Origin of the sequence: Pseudomonas sp. Ant30-3 (genome assembly GCF_000690905.1) — a bacterium.
Classification (GTDB): domain Bacteria; phylum Pseudomonadota; class Gammaproteobacteria; order Pseudomonadales; family Pseudomonadaceae; genus Aquipseudomonas.
In genome coordinates this window covers 1-14,767 of sequence record NZ_JMCL01000021.1, presented here as the reverse complement: position 1 = coordinate 14,767, position 14,767 = coordinate 1, and the positions used below count along the sequence as shown (strand labels likewise).

Here is a 14,767-nt window from a genome sequence, read left to right as displayed (position 1 = left end):
CAGTTTCCATGCCAGAAAGTTTTTCCTTGAGAATCATATAGTTGAAACTTACTTAGTCATATCGACACAATGTGACTTATAGTCATCTCGACTACATGGAGTCACTATGACTGCGAAATCCCTGCTGACAGCTTTGTTGCCTTTGGTCTCCGATCTGTCCCGCGAACTTCCCGAGAGCGAGCGCTACCGGCGCCTGCTCGAAGCGATGCGCGCCCTGCTCCCCTGCGACGCCGCCGCCCTCCTGCGCCTGGATGGCGAATGGCTGGTGCCGCTGGCCGTCGACGGGTTGAGCACCGACACCCTTGGCCGGCGTTTCAAGGTCAGTGAACACCCACGCTTCGAGATCCTGCTGAGTAGCCCTGACCCGACCCGGTTTGCTGCCGACAGCAACCTGCCTGACCCTTACGACGGACTGGTCGATGGGCTCGATGATCATCTGGAAGTCCACGATTGCCTGGGCTGCCCACTGTTTATCGACGAACGACCATGGGGATTGCTGACCCTCGACGCGCTCGATCCGCAGCGACTCGAACCGATCGAACTGGATGCCTTACAGGCTTTTGCCAGCCTCGCCGCCGCCACGGTCAATGCCGCCGAGCGCATTCAGCGACTGGCCAATCGTGCAGAACACGAACACCAGCGTGCCGAGGTCTATCGCCAGGCCAGCGGTCAGCAAACGCGCGAAATGATCGGTCAGAGCAAGGCGCATAAACGGTTGGTAGAGGAAATCAATCTGGTCGGGGGCAGCGATCTCACTGTGCTCATCACCGGCGAGACCGGCGTCGGCAAAGAGCTGGTCGCGCAGGCGATCCACGCCGCGTCGTCGCGGGCAGACAAGCCGATCATCAGTCTCAACTGCGCCGCACTGCCAGACACCTTGGTGGAGAGCGAACTGTTCGGCCATGTGCGCGGCGCCTTCACCGGCGCGACCAGCGACCGTCGCGGCAAATTTGAACTGGCCGACGGTGGCACGCTGTTTCTCGATGAAGTCGGCGAACTGTCACTGACCGTGCAGGCGAAATTGCTCCGTGTGTTGCAAAGCGGCCAACTGCAGCGTTTGGGTTCGGACAAAGAGCATCAGGTTGATGTGCGTCTCATCGCCGCCACCAACCGCGACCTGGCGCAAGAAGTGCGCAGTGGCCGTTACCGCGCCGACTTCTATCACCGGTTGAGCGTTTATCCGTTACTGGTGCCGGCGCTGCGCGATCGTGGTCGCGATGTGCTGTTGCTCAGCGGTTATTTTCTGGAGCAAAACCGCTCGCGCATGGGCCTCAACAGCTTGCGCCTGAGTGCAGATGCTCAGGCTGCGTTGCTGGCCTATGACTGGCCGGGCAACGTGCGGGAACTGGAGCACCTGATCGGTCGCAGCGCGTTGAAAGCTTTGGGCCACTGCAAGGAACGGCCGAAAATCCTCAGCCTGAGCGCAGCGGACCTTGACCTGCCCGGCGTCAACGTCGAAGTCATCCAGGAGCAACCGGCGGCGGCGCCAATGACGGTAGTGACGGGGGATTTACGCCAGGCCACGGACAACTATCAGCGCCAGTTGATCAGCGCCTGTCTTGAACGCCATCAAAACAACTGGGCCAGCGCCGCCCGCGAACTGGGCCTCGACCGCGCCAACCTCGGACGCATGGCCAAGCGCCTGGGCATGAAATAACCCCGATTCCCTGTAGCAGCTGCCGAAGGCTGCGTTCGGCTGCAGAGCAGTCGTCAATGGCTAAACTCAGTGCCTTGGACATTGCGCGTTGCAGGGTCGGGCGAGGACTTCGTCCTCGAACGCAGCCTTCGGCAGCTGCTACAAGGTCGCGCTCCCCCAGGTGTCGATGGAATGTTGTTAAAGCCTGCCCTCAACAAGTCGATAACCCGGCATCGATAGTTGTTGGCACTCTTCACGGATGCCCATCACGTTCTACAAAGAAGGTTTTTATGTCCTCCACCAAAGCCCGCGCAGATTCCCTTTCGCTTCTGCTGTTTACCTTGCGCAGCGGCAAGCTGATGGCGATCAACCTGCTTAAAGTCAGTGAAATCATTCCTTGCCCGCCGCTGACCAAGCTGCCGGAGTCGCATCCACACGTCAAAGGCATCGCCACCCTGCGCGGCATGTCGCTGTCGGTGATCGACCTCAGCCGCGCCATCGGCGAGCGACCGCTGGAAGACCCGAATGGCGGTTGCCTGATCGTCACGGATGTCAGCCGTTCCAAACAGGGCCTGCACGTCCAGGCTGTGAGCAAGATTGTGCATTGCCTGACCACCGACATCCGCCCGCCGCCCTTCGGTTCCGGCGGCGTACGTTCGTACATCACCGGCGTGACGTCGGTGGACGGCACGTTGGTCCAGGTGCTGGATATCGAAAAAGTCATCCACGGCATCGCCCCGGCGCAAATCGAAATGGCCCCGACCGAGCTGAGCATGGAAGACGCCGAAGTGCTGGGCAATGCGCGCATTCTGGTGGTCGACGACAGTCAGGTCGCGCTGCAGCAGTCGGTGCACACACTGCGTAATCTCGGCCTGCAATGTCACACCGCCCGCAGCGCGAGGGAGGCCATCGACTGCCTGCTGGACCTGCAAGGCACGGCGCAGCAAATCAATCTGATCGTCTCGGACATCGAAATGTCCGAAATGGATGGCTACGCTTTAACCCGGACCCTGCGCGAAACCCCCGACTTCGCGCACCTGTACGTGCTGCTGCACACCTCTCTGGACAGCGCAATGAACAGCGAAAAAGCTCGACTTGCCGGCGCCAACGGCGTACTGACCAAGTTCTCTTCGCCGGAACTGACCAAGTGCCTGATCGAAGCGGCGAAGGCCGTCGCCGAACAGGGTCACTAAGCAGTGGCCGACGATTTCTGCTTTCTGATGCGGCGCAACCTGATGGAGGTTTGCGCAGCGGTGGTGTGGCCGTCGTCCATCGTCCTCAGCGAATACCGTCCGGAGCTTGCGGAGGCCGTGCATGGCCTGATGGACCTGGGCTATGTCGACGGCGGCGGCCGCGTGCCGTCACTGGACGTCTGGCAGCAAAGGTTTGAAACCGATCCCGAGTACGATCCTTCACTGTGTTTCATCGCCCTGGATGCTGAAGGCATCGTCGGCGTTTGTCAGTGCTGGACCAGCGCCTACATCAAGAATCTGGTGGTGCATCCTCGCGCGCGAGGTCTGGGCCTCGGCCGCGCATTTTTGCTGCACGCGTTCAGGGTTTTTCAGCAACGGCGCGAAGGATTTGTCGATTTGAAGGTGAAGGAAGACAACCTGCGGGCGCAGCGCTTGTATGAAAATGTTGGGATGTATGTCGTCCGGCGCGAGCAAGTTCCAGGCTGACAAACCGACATCGCGAGCAAGCTGTGCTCCCACACTGGATCACCGTCTGTGGGAGCAAAGCTCGCTCGCGATGAGGCCGACACATTCAAACTAAAACCCTCAGGCATACTCCAACCCTCGGCCAACCCAACGCCCAAGGATGCTTGAACCATGAAAGCCACCACCCTGACCTTCCTCTGCCTCACCGCCCTCGCCACTCAGGCCCACGCCTCCAGCCCCGACGCCTGGGCAGCCTTCGACAAAGCAGTGCTCGCCAGTTGCACCAAGGCCAGCGGCCTGAAAGATGCCAAACCCGTCGGCAACGCGGCGCAGTTCGATGATCGGGTAGGCTACGTCGCCGTCCTGCTACAAGGCCAATACCCGCAGAAACACATGAAAGGCCAGCAGGGCACCGAGCTGTGCCTGTACAACAAGAAGAGCAAAACCGCCTACGTCAACGAGTGGGATTCGATCCGTACGCCCGGCAAAACCCGCTGAGTGGCGCACAACTTGCTTCGACGCAGTCTTTGGCGGTGACATTCTGTCGCCGTTTCTAACGCTGAGAGTCGACTAACCGCTCAATGAATACGACCTTTTCCTGCGTAGGCTGTGGCAAATGCTGCAGTGACCATCACGTGCCCCTGACCCTGGCGGAAGCGCGAATGTGGGCGGCTGACGGCGGTCAGGTGATCGTGCTGGTGGAGGCGTTCCTCGACAACGGACTTGGCTTGCCGCTACTTCAGCGCGAACACGCCGAACGCCGGTCAGCACGAGTGTCCAGCGGCGAATCGAACGTTTACGTCGCCATCACCTTCGCCGCCTTCAATGCCGGCCGCTGCCGGAATCTTGACGAAGAAAACCTCTGCCGGATTTACGAACGTCGGCCATTGGTGTGCCGAATCTATCCTATGGAAATCAATCCGCACATTCCCTTGAATACCGCCGTGAAGGAATGTCCGCCCGAGTCGTGGGAACAAGGACCGGCACTGATCATCGGTGGCGAGCTGGTCGATCAGGAACTCGCAGGGCTTATTCAGCGCTCGCGTCAGGCGGACCGAGATGACATTCGCAGCAAAGATGCGATCTGCGCACTACTGGGGATTCGCACGACGGCGCTGAAAGGCGATGGGTTCACCGCGTACTTGCCGGACATGACCGCGTTCGCCGCCGCGATCGAACAGATTGCGCAACAACGGCTGGCCGGCACCGGCAGTGAATGGTTGTTTCATGTTTCCGGTGAGGACATTGCCGCGCAAGTGATAGAGGCTGGAGCGCTGGTGGCGACAAATGTACCCGGAACCTATGCGTTTATTTCGTTGCGAGGAGCCTGAAACACCAGGTGACAGACCCAAAAAAATCACTGCGCAATTGCGTTGCGCAGTAGTTCGTCGTCGACAGCGTCAGCTGGCCTTCACTGCCAGACAATCCACTTCTACCCGCGCGTCGCCTATCAACTTGCCGGCAAACGTTGTACGAGCGGGCAGACGGTCTACCGGGAAATAACTGCGATACACGGTACTCATGGCGGAAAAATCCTTGATGTCGGCGAGGATGACCGTGCATTTAGCCACTTGCGCCATAGACGAACCGTTGCGTTGCAGCGCGGTACGCAAGTTCTCCATGGCCTGAGTCGTCTGCGGGCCAATGCCGCCCTTCACCAGTTCACCATCACCTCCCAAGCCGACCAAGCCGGAAAAGTAAATCGTCTCGCCGACCTGCACCGCATCGGAAAATGGCAAGCCTTCGTCGTTAGGAACGTAGCGGGGTGAGATGGGCGCAGCCAGTGGCAAGTAGCGTTGGGTAATCGCCTGGTGCTGGCCATTTTTCTTGAGACGCTCAAGCGCTGCATTCAGGTTATCGCGCAGCTGGGTGTCGGTTTTCCGTACAGCCATTGCCACACCACTGCCCAGCATGGGGTCCTTGATAGAGGGGCCGGCGAAATCGAAAGCCTGACCTTGTGGCAGGCTTAATAATGCGTGGGTAATTTCAATGGAGTCTTGCAGGGTTGCATCGATTTCCCCCGACAGCAGGCTTTCAACCAGTTGATTATTGAGCGCGAAACTGCGCACCGTCACTCCCGCCGGGGCCCAACGGGACCTGGCGAACGCTTCACGGTGGGTGCCTGTCAGGACGCCGACACTCTTGCCCTTGAGCGATTGCACATTCGGTTGCAGATTCGCCCCTTTGCGCGCCACCAGTCGGCTGCTCAGGGGGTAAAGATCATCGGTGAAATCGACCCGGTCGCGACGTGCAGATGTGGCGGTCATGGGCATGATCACGTCGAAACGATTGGTTTCAAGGGCATGAATGTTGGTGGCGTAATCCTGGTCGACCCAGACACAGCGGGATTTGAGTTCGGCACACAACGCGTTGCCCAACTCGATGTTCAATCCAACCAGCTCGCCCTTGTCGTTTCTGCTCTCAAATGGCGGAACCAGTGCTTCGACACCCATACGGATCTGTGGATCGGACGCAGACGACATGCAGCCAGTGGTCAGGGCCACCAGCGACAGTAGAGAGAGGGTTTTTACCAGAGTCATTTCAGCGGCCTTCATCAAGAATTCAGGGGGATGAATCTTTGACGAGAGGCCGCTTTATTTCCCAGAGGACGAATCGCTCATCCTTGTAGGAACGCTCTCAATGACAAGAGGAACAATTACCGGTCAACAATACGCCTGACAGTCAGCGTTTACCCATCGAACGACGAGTGCCGGGAGGCGCTGCACCGGGGGTTTTGGTATGGCCGTTCTTGGCGCCATTCTTGTACCAAGGCTGGCTGGCGTTCTTCGCTGCGGCCAGGTCGCCCGGCTTGAACGGGAACTTGAATGCCGGGATAGCGGCTTTGGCTTCGCTGTCTGCGCTGGAGTCTACGCTGTCTGGCAGGTCTGCCTGGTCGTCGCTCAAAGCGTCGGCAACCGGCGGTTGTGTCGGGGAAGTCATGAAAGCTCCGGGTGATGCGTAAAGTCGGGCCCGGTCAGCGAGCCACGAAAGGCGGCAGTATACCTCTCCAATCGCCACTGCATGGATCCTGATATTCACCCAGCGCCAAACTGACAGCGCCGTCAGCTAGCCGTCACCTTGGCGACCGCCAAACAGGTTTATAAAGGACGATATCCTGACCTTTCTCCGACCCACCAGACCGGCGCCCCAATCGCATGCGAATACAGAAAAAAACCGCCCTGATTGCCAGCCTGCTGGCCGTGCTGGTTGCGTTGGGCATCTGGTACGTGAGCAAACCTGCCACGGCGAAACTGGCGACCCCGACCGCTATTCCCGTGCGTGTGGTCAGCGTTGCCGAAAAAGACGTGCCCCGTTATGTCACCGGGATCGGCTCGGCGCTGTCTCTGCACAGCGTGGTGGTGCGGCCACAGATCGATGGGGTCCTCACTAAAATCCTGGTCAAGGAAGGTCAATTGGTGAAGAAGGGCGATCTGCTCGCGACCATCGATGACCGTTCAATTCGCGCCAGCCTCGATCAGACCCGTGCGCAATTGGGCGAAAGCCAGGCGCAGCTGCAAGTAGCAACGGTCAACCTCAAGCGCTATAAATTGCTGAGTGTCGATGACGGTGTGTCCAGGCAGACGTTTGACCAGCAACAGGCGTTGGTCAATCAACTCAAGGCCACCGCCCAAGGCAATCAGGCATCGATTGACGCCGCTCAGGTGCAACTTTCCTACACGCAGATTCGCTCACCGGTGACCGGACGAGTCGGGATTCGTACGGTGGACGAAGGCAATTTCCTGCGCATGACCGATACCCAGGGTCTTTTCACCGTCACCCAGATCGACCCGATCGCCGTGGAGTTCTCCCTGCCGCAACAGATGCTGCCGACCTTGCAAAGTTTGATTGGTGACCCGCAGCGGGCCCGGGTCAAGGCTTACATCGGCGCCGACACCGATGGCGAAACCGGCAACCTGCTTGGCGAAGGCCATTTGACTCTGATCGACAACCAGATCAGCGCCAACACCGGGACCATCCGCGCCAAGGCCGAATTCGATAACGCCGAGCAAAAACTCTGGCCTGGCTTGCTGGTGACGGTACAAATTCAGACAGCTCTGGAGAAAGACGCCCTGGTGGTGCCGCCCACCGTCGTGCAACGTGGGCTCGATCAACATTTCGTCTATCGAATCAACGGCGACAAAGTCGAGATCGTCGACGTGCAGATGGTGTATCAGGACGCCGACCAGAACATCGTCAAAGGCGTCAAATCGGGCGATGTGCTGGTCAGTGACGGTCAGTCGCGGCTCAAACCCGGCGCGACGGTGCAGATTCTCACCGAGCCGCCGCAAGTGGTGCAGGCGGAGCCGAAGCCATGAAAGGCCACCGTTCGATTTCAGCCTGGTGCATCGATCATCCGGTGGCGACGATTCTGCTGACGTTCGCCTTGGTGCTGCTGGGCGCGATTGCCTTTCCAAAGTTGCCGATAGCGCCGCTGCCGGAGGCGGAATTTCCGACCATCCAGGTCGCCGCGCAGTTGCCCGGCGCCAGCCCGGAAACCATGGCGTCGTCGGTAGCCACGCCGCTGGAAGTGCAATTCAGCGCCATCCCCGGCGTGACGCAAATGACCTCAAGCAGCGCCTTGGGCTCGACCAACCTGACTCTGCAATTCACCCTCGACAAAAGCATCGACACCGCCGCGCAGGAGGTGCAGGCCGCAATCAACACCGCCGCCGGCAAACTGCCCAGGGACATGCCGAACCTGCCGACCTGGCGCAAGGTCAATCCGGCCGACAGCCCGGTGCTTATCCTCAGCATCAACTCAACCCTGATGCCCGGCCCCGAACTCAGCGATCTGGTGGAAACCCTGCTGTCCCGTCAGATCAGTCAGATCGACGGTGTAGGCCAGGTCAACATCACCGGTCAACAACGTCCGGCCATCCGGGTTCAGGCTTCGGCGGACAAACTCGCCGCCATCGGTTTGACCCTGGCGGACATTCGTCTGGCGTTGCAGCAGACCAGCCTTAACCTCGCCAAAGGTGCGTTGTACGGCGAATCGAGCATTTCCACCCTGTCCACCAACGACCAGTTGTTTCACCCGGAGGAGTACAGCGAGCTCATCGTTTCCTACAAGGACGGCGCCCCGGTTCACCTGCGCGATGTCGCCAAAGTCGTCAACGGTGCAGAAGATGCCTACGTGCAGGCCTGGGCAGGCGACCGCCCAGGCGTGAACCTGGTGATCTTCCGCCAACCCGGCGCCAACATTGTCGAAACCGTCGACCGGGTGCAGGCCGCGCTGCCGACGCTTACGGCGATGCTGCCGGCGTCGGTGCAGGTCAGCACCCTGGTCGACCGCACCCAGACCATTCGCGCTTCGCTGCACGAGGTGGAAATCACCCTGCTCATCGCGATCATGCTGGTGGTCGCGGTGATGGCGCTGTTCCTGCGCCAGTTGTCAGCCACGTTGATTGTGACGGCCGTGCTCGGCGTGTCACTGGTCGCCAGTTTCGCTCTGATGTACATCATGGATTTCAGTCTGAACAACCTGACGCTGGTAGCGATCGTGGTGGCCGTGGGGTTTGTGGTCGACGATGCGATTGTGGTGGTGGAAAACATCCACCGGCATCTGGAGGCCGGCGACGACATGCGCGAGGCCGCCATCAAGGGCTCCAGCGAAATCGGATTCACCGTGGTCTCGATCAGCTTCTCGCTGGTGGCGGCGTTTATTCCGCTGCTGTTCATGGGAGGCGTGGTCGGGCGATTGTTCAAGGAATTCGCCTTGACGGCGACCTCGACCATCATGATTTCGGTGGTGGTGTCGTTGACCCTCGCGCCCACCCTCGCGGCCCTGTTCATGAAAGCGCCGGTGCATCGCGCCCACGATAAACCCGGTTTTGGTGATCGCTTGCTTGGCTGGTACGAACGCGGCCTGCGGCGCGCCCTCGCCCATCAGACATTGATGATCGGCGTGTTCGGTCTGTCGGTGGTGTTAGCGGTGACCGGTTACATCTTCATACCCAAAGGCTTCTTCCCGGTGCAGGACACCGGTTTTGTCCTCGGCACCACCGAAGCCGCTGCCGATATTTCCTACGGCGACATGGTGAAAAAACACCTGGCCATGGCAGAAATTGTCGCGGCAGACCCCGCCGTCGATGTGTTCTCCCACTCGGTAGGCGTCTCCGGCAGCAACCAGACCATTGCTAACGGCCGCTTCTGGATCTCGCTGAAAAAACGCGGTGACCGCGACGTCTCCGCCAGTGAATTCATCGACCGGATTCGCCCGCAACTGATGAAAGTCCCGGGCATTGTCTTGTACCTGCGCGCCGGTCAGGACATCAACCTCAGCTCCGGCCCGAGCCGCGCGCAATATCAATACGTACTCAAGAGCAACGACGGCGCGACCCTCAGCACCTGGACCCAACGGCTCACGGAAAAACTGCGCAGCAACCCGGCGTTCCGCGACATTTCCAATGACCTGCAACTGGGCGGCAGCATCACTCACATCAACATCGACCGCAGCGCAGCGGCGCGTTTCGGCCTGACCGCCAGCGATGTCGACGAAGCGCTGTACGACGCTTTTGGCCAGCGCCAAATCAACGAATTCCAGACCCAGACCAACCAGTACAACGTGATTCTGGAGCTGGACACAAAACAACGCGGCAAGGCTGAAAGTCTCAACTATTTCTACCTGCGCTCGCCGTTGAGCGGGGAAATGGTACCGCTGTCGGCACTGGCGCGATTCGATGCGCCAACCGTTGGCCCGTTGTCCATCGCTCATGACGGTATGTTTCCGGCCGCCAACCTGTCCTTTAACCTCGCGTCCGGCGTGGCGTTGGGCGACGCGGTGATCATGCTCGATCAGGCCAAGGCCGAGATCGGCATGCCGGCGGCCATGAGCGGCAATTTCCAAGGCGCGGCACAGGCATTCCAGAGTTCGCTGGCCAGCCAGCCGTGGCTGATTCTGGCGGCGCTGGTGGCGGTGTACATCATTCTCGGCGTGCTCTACGAAAGTTTCGTGCACCCATTGACGATCATCTCGACCTTGCCCTCGGCGGGGCTCGGGGCGGTGATCATGCTGTGGATCTGTGGCCAGGATTTCTCGATCATGGCGCTGATCGGGCTGGTGCTGCTGATCGGGATCGTCAAGAAAAACGGCATCCTGATGATCGACTTTGCGCTGGATGCTCAGCGCAATCGTGGTTTGCCGCCCGAAGAGGCGATCTACGAGGCGTGCATCACACGGTTCCGGCCGATCATCATGACTACCCTCGCCGCCCTGCTCGGCGCCCTGCCGCTGATGTTCGGGTACGGCCCCGGCGCCGAATTGCGTCAGCCGCTGGGCATCGCGGTCGTGGGCGGGCTGCTGGTGAGTCAGGCGCTGACGCTGTTTACCACTCCGGTCATATACTTGTGGCTTGAGCGGCTATTCCATCGACCTAAACCCGCGCCAGCACAGATGCCGGTGTTGGCGACCATAGACTGAGGCGGGGTCATGCGCGTTCTGATTATCGAAGACGAGGAAAAAACCGCGGACTATTTGCACCGCGGCCTCACCGAACAGGGTTACACCGTGGACTTGGCGCGTGACGGCGTCGAGGGCCTGCATATGGCATTGGAGAACGACCACGCAGTGATCGTCCTCGACGTGATGCTGCCGGGCCTCGACGGCTTTGGCGTGTTGCGTGCGCTGCGTGCGCGCAAGCAGACGCCGGTGATCATGCTGACCGCTCGCGAGCGCGTTGAAGACCGCATCAAAGGCTTGCGCGACGGCGCCGACGATTACCTCGGCAAACCGTTTTCCTTCCTTGAACTGGTCGCGCGTCTGCAGGCGCTGACCCGGCGCAGCGGCGGCCATGAACCGGTGCAGGTCAGCGTTGCAGACCTGTGGATCGACTTGATCAGCCGCAAGGCCACCCGCGCCGGCACCCGCCTGGACCTGACCGCCAAGGAGTTCTCGTTGCTCAGCGTGCTGGCCCGTCGACAAGGGGAAATCCTCTCGAAAACGTCGATTGCGGAAATGGTCTGGGACATCAATTTCGACAGTGACGCCAATGTCGTCGAGGTGGCGATCAAACGACTGCGTGCCAAGCTCGACGGGCCTTTCGAAGAGAAATTGCTGCACACGATCCGAGGCATGGGTTATGTGCTGGAGAGCCGCAGTGTTTAGCCATTCGATTGCGCTGCGCCTCAGCGGGATGTTCACGCTGGTGGCCCTGGTGGTGTTTCTGCTGATCGGCGGCGCGTTGTATCAACAAGTCGACAAAGGCCTTGGCCTGCTGCCGGAAGCGGAACTGGACGCGCGCTACAGCGTGCTCGAATCCACCGTCGGCCGTTTCGGCACGCCCGAGCATTGGGTGAAGATCAACAACAAGCTCAAGCTGCTGAGCGAGGAAGACAAGCGCATCCGCTTCTGGGTCATCAGCGGCGACCCGCAGTACGAATACGGCAACGCCACCACGCAGATTCGTGCGTTCGCTGAAGGGCCGCTGGGCATGCGCGACCTCGACCTGCCCGGCCAGCCCTACCCGCTGAAAGTGCTGGTCAGCCAGTTCCCGGCCAAGGATCAGCGCCCGCCGTTGCGCTTCATGATCGGCATCGACACCGAGACGTTCTACCAGACTCAGCATCATTTGCTGATTGCCCTGATCAGCCTGGCAATTGTTGGCGTGCTGCTGGCCTCGGCGCTGGGTTATTGGGTGGCGCGGATCGGCCTCAAGCCGCTGATAAAGTTGTCTCAGGAAGCCCAGCGACTGGCACCGCCGCTACGCTCCGGGCGTTTGCGCCTGGCCTCGCTGCCGCCGGAGCTCAATCAGTTCGTCAACTCGTTCAATTCAACCCTAGAGCGGGTCGAGCAGGCTTACTCGCGGCTGGAATCCTTCAATGCCGATGTCGCCCACGAACTGCGTTCGCCGCTGACCAACCTGATCGGTCAGACCCAAGTGGCGTTGACCCGTGGCCGCTCGGCCGAGCATTATTTCGAGGTGCTGCAATCGAACCTCGAAGAGCTGGAGCGACTGCGCTCGATCATCAACGACATGCTGTTCCTCGCCAGCGCCGACCAAGGCAGCAAGGCCACTAAACTGACCTCTGCCTCCCTCGCCGATGAAGTGGCGACGACCCTGGAGTATCTGGATTTCATTCTTGAGGACGCGCACGTTCAAGTGCAGGTCAGTGGTGATGCGCAAGTGCACATCGAAATCGCGCATTTGCGCCGGGCGTTGATCAATCTGCTGAATAACGCGGTCCAGCACACCGAGCCCGGCCAGGTTATCGAGGTGCGGATCGAGGTGGACGAGTTCCAGGTGAGCATTGGCGTTGCCAACCCCGGCTCGCCGATTGCCAACGAGCATTTGCCACGCCTGTTCGAACGGTTTTACCGGGTGGATGCATCGCGCAGCAACAGCGGCAACAACCACGGTCTGGGGTTGGCGATTGTGAAGGCCATCGCGCTGATGCATGGCGGCGATGTGTTTGTGCGCAGTGATCGGGGCATGAATACTTTCGGGATTCATTTGCCTGTGTGAGGCCCACGCGCCGTTGTGGCGAGGGAGCTTGCTCCCGCTGGGCCGCGAAGCGGTCCCGAAAATCTGACTACCCGCCGAACGTCTTCTACGCTTCAATCAGTGAAAGGCCAGCGCGTTTGCTGGCTTTTTGTCGTTGATCGCTCATGCAGACAGTGTCCCGATGACCGCACATCACCCTACCTACGTTTCAGGCAAGACCCGGCTTCCTGAGTTGATGGTGATGCTCGTTAGCACGCTGACCGTGATTGCGATTCTGTGCATCGTCACTTTCCTGTTGATCCGTGAACATGCCAACGCCCAGCAGGCGGCTACCCGCAGCGCTACCACAATCGTCCAGCTGATCAACGCCGATGTCCTGCGCACGATCGAGCTCTATGACCTCACTCTGCAGGGTCTGATCGCTGCTGCCCGGCGTGATGACCTCAAACAGGTATTCCCGCAGATCCGCCATATGGCGTTGTTCGACCGTTCGACGACGGCCCGTTTCAAGGGCGACGTTCTCCTGCTGGACCCGCACGGCCAGGTGCTCGCGGACTCGTCGGCCATCGAGCCCGGAACGGGCAGCTACGCCGAGCGGGACTTTTTCCTTGAGCATGCCGCCAGGCCAGACACCCGCATGTTCATCAGCCCACCGTTCAAGCTGCAGTGCGAGTGTGAGCTCAACGGTGAATGGCGGATCACCTTCAGCCGCCGTATCTCCACTTCCACGGGAGGATTTCTCGGTGTGGCCGTAGCCTCGATGCGATTGAGCTACTTCGATCAGCTCTTCAACAGCCTCGACATCGGCACTGGCAGCACGCTGAGCATCATCAATGCCGACGGTATTCTGCTCGCGCAAAAGCCTGACCTGGAGAACGATGCCATTGGCAAGAGCTTCGCCAAGCGGCCCAACGTCGAGCGCATCCTGCGCGACGGCAATGGCAGTTTCGACAGCGTTTCCAGCATCGATGCCCAGCGGCGTCTGTACACCTTTGCCAGGGTAGGCAATCTGCCGCTGACCGTGATCGTCGCCCTGTCCGGCGACGAAGTGTTTGGCACCTGGAAGCGCACAGCGATCGTCATCAGCGGCGCCACTGGCGTGCTCTGTATCGGTCTGCTGTGGCTGAGCGGCTTGCTCTGCCGGGAGCTACGCTTGCGCCGCCATGCCGAGAAGGAGCTGGCGCAACTGGCGGCCACCGATGCGCTGACCGGTGTGGCAAATCGGCGAATCCTCGACCTGACCCTGCGTCACGAGTGGTTCCGGGCGCAGCGCTCCGGCCAGCCGTTGTCACTGCTGATGATTGACGCCGATCACTTCAAGGCCTTTAACGATCAGCACGGCCATCAGGCCGGCGACGATGCCTTGCGCGCGATCGCCAAGGTGATTTCCGATAATGTGCGAAGGCCGGCCGACATGGTCGCCCGCTACGGCGGGGAAGAATTTTCGGTGGTATTGGCCGAAACCGACAGCGCGGGGGCGCAACTGATTGCCGAACATATTCGGGTGGCGGTGGAGCAGCTGCCGTTTGCAGCGGGGGTGGAGTCACCAGTGACGGTCAGTATCGGGCTGGGCACGTGGACGACTGCCAATGATGTGAGTCTGGAGCAGTTGCTGTTTGCAGCGGACAAAGCGTTGTATCAGGCCAAGGAGCGTGGGCGGAACCGGGTGGTGGCTACGCCGTGAGCTCTTCAGCGAATCGACTGGCCTCATCGCGAGCAGGCTCGCTCCTACAAGGGATCGCAGCCAAATGTGGGAGCGAGCCTGCTCGCGATGGCTTCCAGAGATGCACCGCGCACTTCTGGGCAGGCATCGGCATAGGGGACGGCCTTCATAGGCCGCTCCCCTGCCACACCACCCGGCATGCGGGTCCGCACCGGGCGGTTCGAGAGATTGAGGTTATGAGAGGCGCGCCAATCCCAGCCTGTCGAACCACGCAATATTCAGCACACGATTCAACTCAAAACGGCTATTACGCCACCAGCGATGAGAGTTACTGGCCACCCTCTGCGCCACCTGCTGGCTCGCCCCCAGT

Annotated in this window: 12 protein-coding genes and 1 pseudogene; 10 read left to right on the top strand and 3 right to left on the bottom strand. The window is 60.2% G+C overall.

The window, feature by feature from the left end:
• Positions 1–106: 106 nt before the first annotated feature.
• The 5 genes from norR to DU29_RS0105575 all read left to right on the top strand — a co-directional run bounded on the left by norR (position 107) and on the right by DU29_RS0105575 (position 4,625).
• Entirely contained in the window at positions 107–1,657 is a 1,551-nt protein-coding gene (gene norR, locus DU29_RS0105595; RefSeq protein WP_028620834.1) for a nitric oxide reductase transcriptional regulator NorR, read from the top strand.
• A 269-nt stretch (positions 1,658–1,926) separates the two neighbouring features.
• Positions 1,927–2,829 (top strand): chemotaxis protein CheV, encoded by a 903-nt coding sequence (locus DU29_RS0105590; protein WP_028620833.1) that lies wholly within the window; start codon positions 1,927–1,929, stop codon positions 2,827–2,829.
• A gap of 27 nt (positions 2,830–2,856) precedes the next feature.
• Positions 2,857–3,315 carry a GNAT family N-acetyltransferase gene (locus DU29_RS0105585; RefSeq protein ID WP_028620832.1) on the top strand — a complete coding sequence of 153 codons (459 nt, stop codon included), beginning with the start codon at positions 2,857–2,859 and terminating at the stop codon, positions 3,313–3,315.
• Between the two features lie 150 nt (positions 3,316–3,465).
• On the top strand, positions 3,466–3,792 hold the full coding sequence (locus tag DU29_RS0105580; protein WP_028620831.1) for a hypothetical protein: 327 nt from the start codon (positions 3,466–3,468) through the stop codon (positions 3,790–3,792).
• An 83-nt stretch (positions 3,793–3,875) separates the two neighbouring features.
• Positions 3,876–4,625 (top strand): YkgJ family cysteine cluster protein, encoded by a 750-nt coding sequence (locus DU29_RS0105575; protein ID WP_028620830.1) that lies wholly within the window; start codon positions 3,876–3,878, stop codon positions 4,623–4,625.
• Positions 4,626–4,694: 69 nt separating this feature from the next.
• On the opposite strand, the gene DU29_RS0105570 is transcribed toward DU29_RS0105575, so the two are convergent.
• A complete protein-coding gene (locus DU29_RS0105570; RefSeq protein ID WP_028620829.1) occupies positions 4,695–5,834 on the bottom strand; it encodes a transporter substrate-binding domain-containing protein in 1,140 nt (379 codons plus the stop codon).
• 142 nt (positions 5,835–5,976) lie between these two features.
• Positions 5,977–6,234, bottom strand: a complete 258-nt coding sequence (locus DU29_RS0105565; protein ID WP_028620828.1) for a hypothetical protein — start codon at positions 6,232–6,234, stop codon at positions 5,977–5,979.
• A gap of 215 nt (positions 6,235–6,449) precedes the next feature.
• On the opposite strand from DU29_RS0105565, the gene DU29_RS0105560 reads away from it, so the two are divergent.
• From DU29_RS0105560 to DU29_RS0105540, 5 genes are all read left to right on the top strand, one after another.
• Entirely contained in the window at positions 6,450–7,610 is a 1,161-nt protein-coding gene (locus tag DU29_RS0105560; protein ID WP_028620827.1) for an efflux RND transporter periplasmic adaptor subunit, read from the top strand.
• The gene (locus DU29_RS0105555) at positions 7,607–10,714 is read left to right on the top strand and encodes a multidrug efflux RND transporter permease subunit (protein ID WP_028620826.1); all 3,108 of its coding nucleotides are present in this window, start codon (positions 7,607–7,609) and stop codon (positions 10,712–10,714) included. The genes DU29_RS0105560 and DU29_RS0105555 overlap by 4 nt, the downstream gene beginning before the upstream one ends.
• Before the next feature lie 9 nt (positions 10,715–10,723).
• A complete protein-coding gene (locus DU29_RS0105550) occupies positions 10,724–11,398 on the top strand; it encodes a heavy metal response regulator transcription factor (RefSeq protein WP_028620825.1) in 675 nt (224 codons plus the stop codon).
• Positions 11,391–12,755, top strand: coding sequence for a heavy metal sensor histidine kinase (locus tag DU29_RS0105545; RefSeq protein WP_028620824.1), 1,365 nt, complete (start codon positions 11,391–11,393; stop codon positions 12,753–12,755). The genes DU29_RS0105550 and DU29_RS0105545 overlap by 8 nt, the downstream gene beginning before the upstream one ends.
• Positions 12,756–12,915: 160 nt before the next feature.
• Positions 12,916–14,418, top strand: a complete 1,503-nt coding sequence (locus DU29_RS0105540; protein ID WP_028620823.1) for a sensor domain-containing diguanylate cyclase — start codon at positions 12,916–12,918, stop codon at positions 14,416–14,418.
• A gap of 213 nt (positions 14,419–14,631) precedes the next feature.
• On the opposite strand, the pseudogene DU29_RS1000000133150 reads toward DU29_RS0105540, so the two are convergent.
• Positions 14,632–14,767: pseudogene (locus DU29_RS1000000133150) on the bottom strand (group II intron reverse transcriptase/maturase); the annotation flags it as partial.

Excerpts from the sequence above, each read along its gene's own strand:
- norR (WP_028620834.1), top strand. The coding sequence starts at position 107 with ATGACTGCGAAATCCCTGCTGACAGCTTTGTTGCCTTTGGTCTCCGAT.
- DU29_RS0105590 (WP_028620833.1), top strand. The coding sequence starts at position 1,927 with ATGTCCTCCACCAAAGCCCGCGCAGATTCCCTTTCGCTTCTGCTGTTT.
- DU29_RS0105585 (WP_028620832.1), top strand. The coding sequence starts at position 2,857 with ATGCGGCGCAACCTGATGGAGGTTTGCGCAGCGGTGGTGTGGCCGTCG.
- DU29_RS0105580 (WP_028620831.1), top strand. The coding sequence starts at position 3,466 with ATGAAAGCCACCACCCTGACCTTCCTCTGCCTCACCGCCCTCGCCACT.
- DU29_RS0105575 (WP_028620830.1), top strand. The coding sequence starts at position 3,876 with ATGAATACGACCTTTTCCTGCGTAGGCTGTGGCAAATGCTGCAGTGAC.
- DU29_RS0105570 (WP_028620829.1), bottom strand. The coding sequence starts at position 5,834 with ATGACTCTGGTAAAAACCCTCTCTCTACTGTCGCTGGTGGCCCTGACC.
- DU29_RS0105565 (WP_028620828.1), bottom strand. The coding sequence starts at position 6,234 with ATGACTTCCCCGACACAACCGCCGGTTGCCGACGCTTTGAGCGACGAC.
- DU29_RS0105560 (WP_028620827.1), top strand. The coding sequence starts at position 6,450 with ATGCGAATACAGAAAAAAACCGCCCTGATTGCCAGCCTGCTGGCCGTG.
- DU29_RS0105555 (WP_028620826.1), top strand. The coding sequence starts at position 7,607 with ATGAAAGGCCACCGTTCGATTTCAGCCTGGTGCATCGATCATCCGGTG.
- DU29_RS0105550 (WP_028620825.1), top strand. The coding sequence starts at position 10,724 with ATGCGCGTTCTGATTATCGAAGACGAGGAAAAAACCGCGGACTATTTG.
- DU29_RS0105540 (WP_028620823.1), top strand. The coding sequence starts at position 12,916 with ATGACCGCACATCACCCTACCTACGTTTCAGGCAAGACCCGGCTTCCT.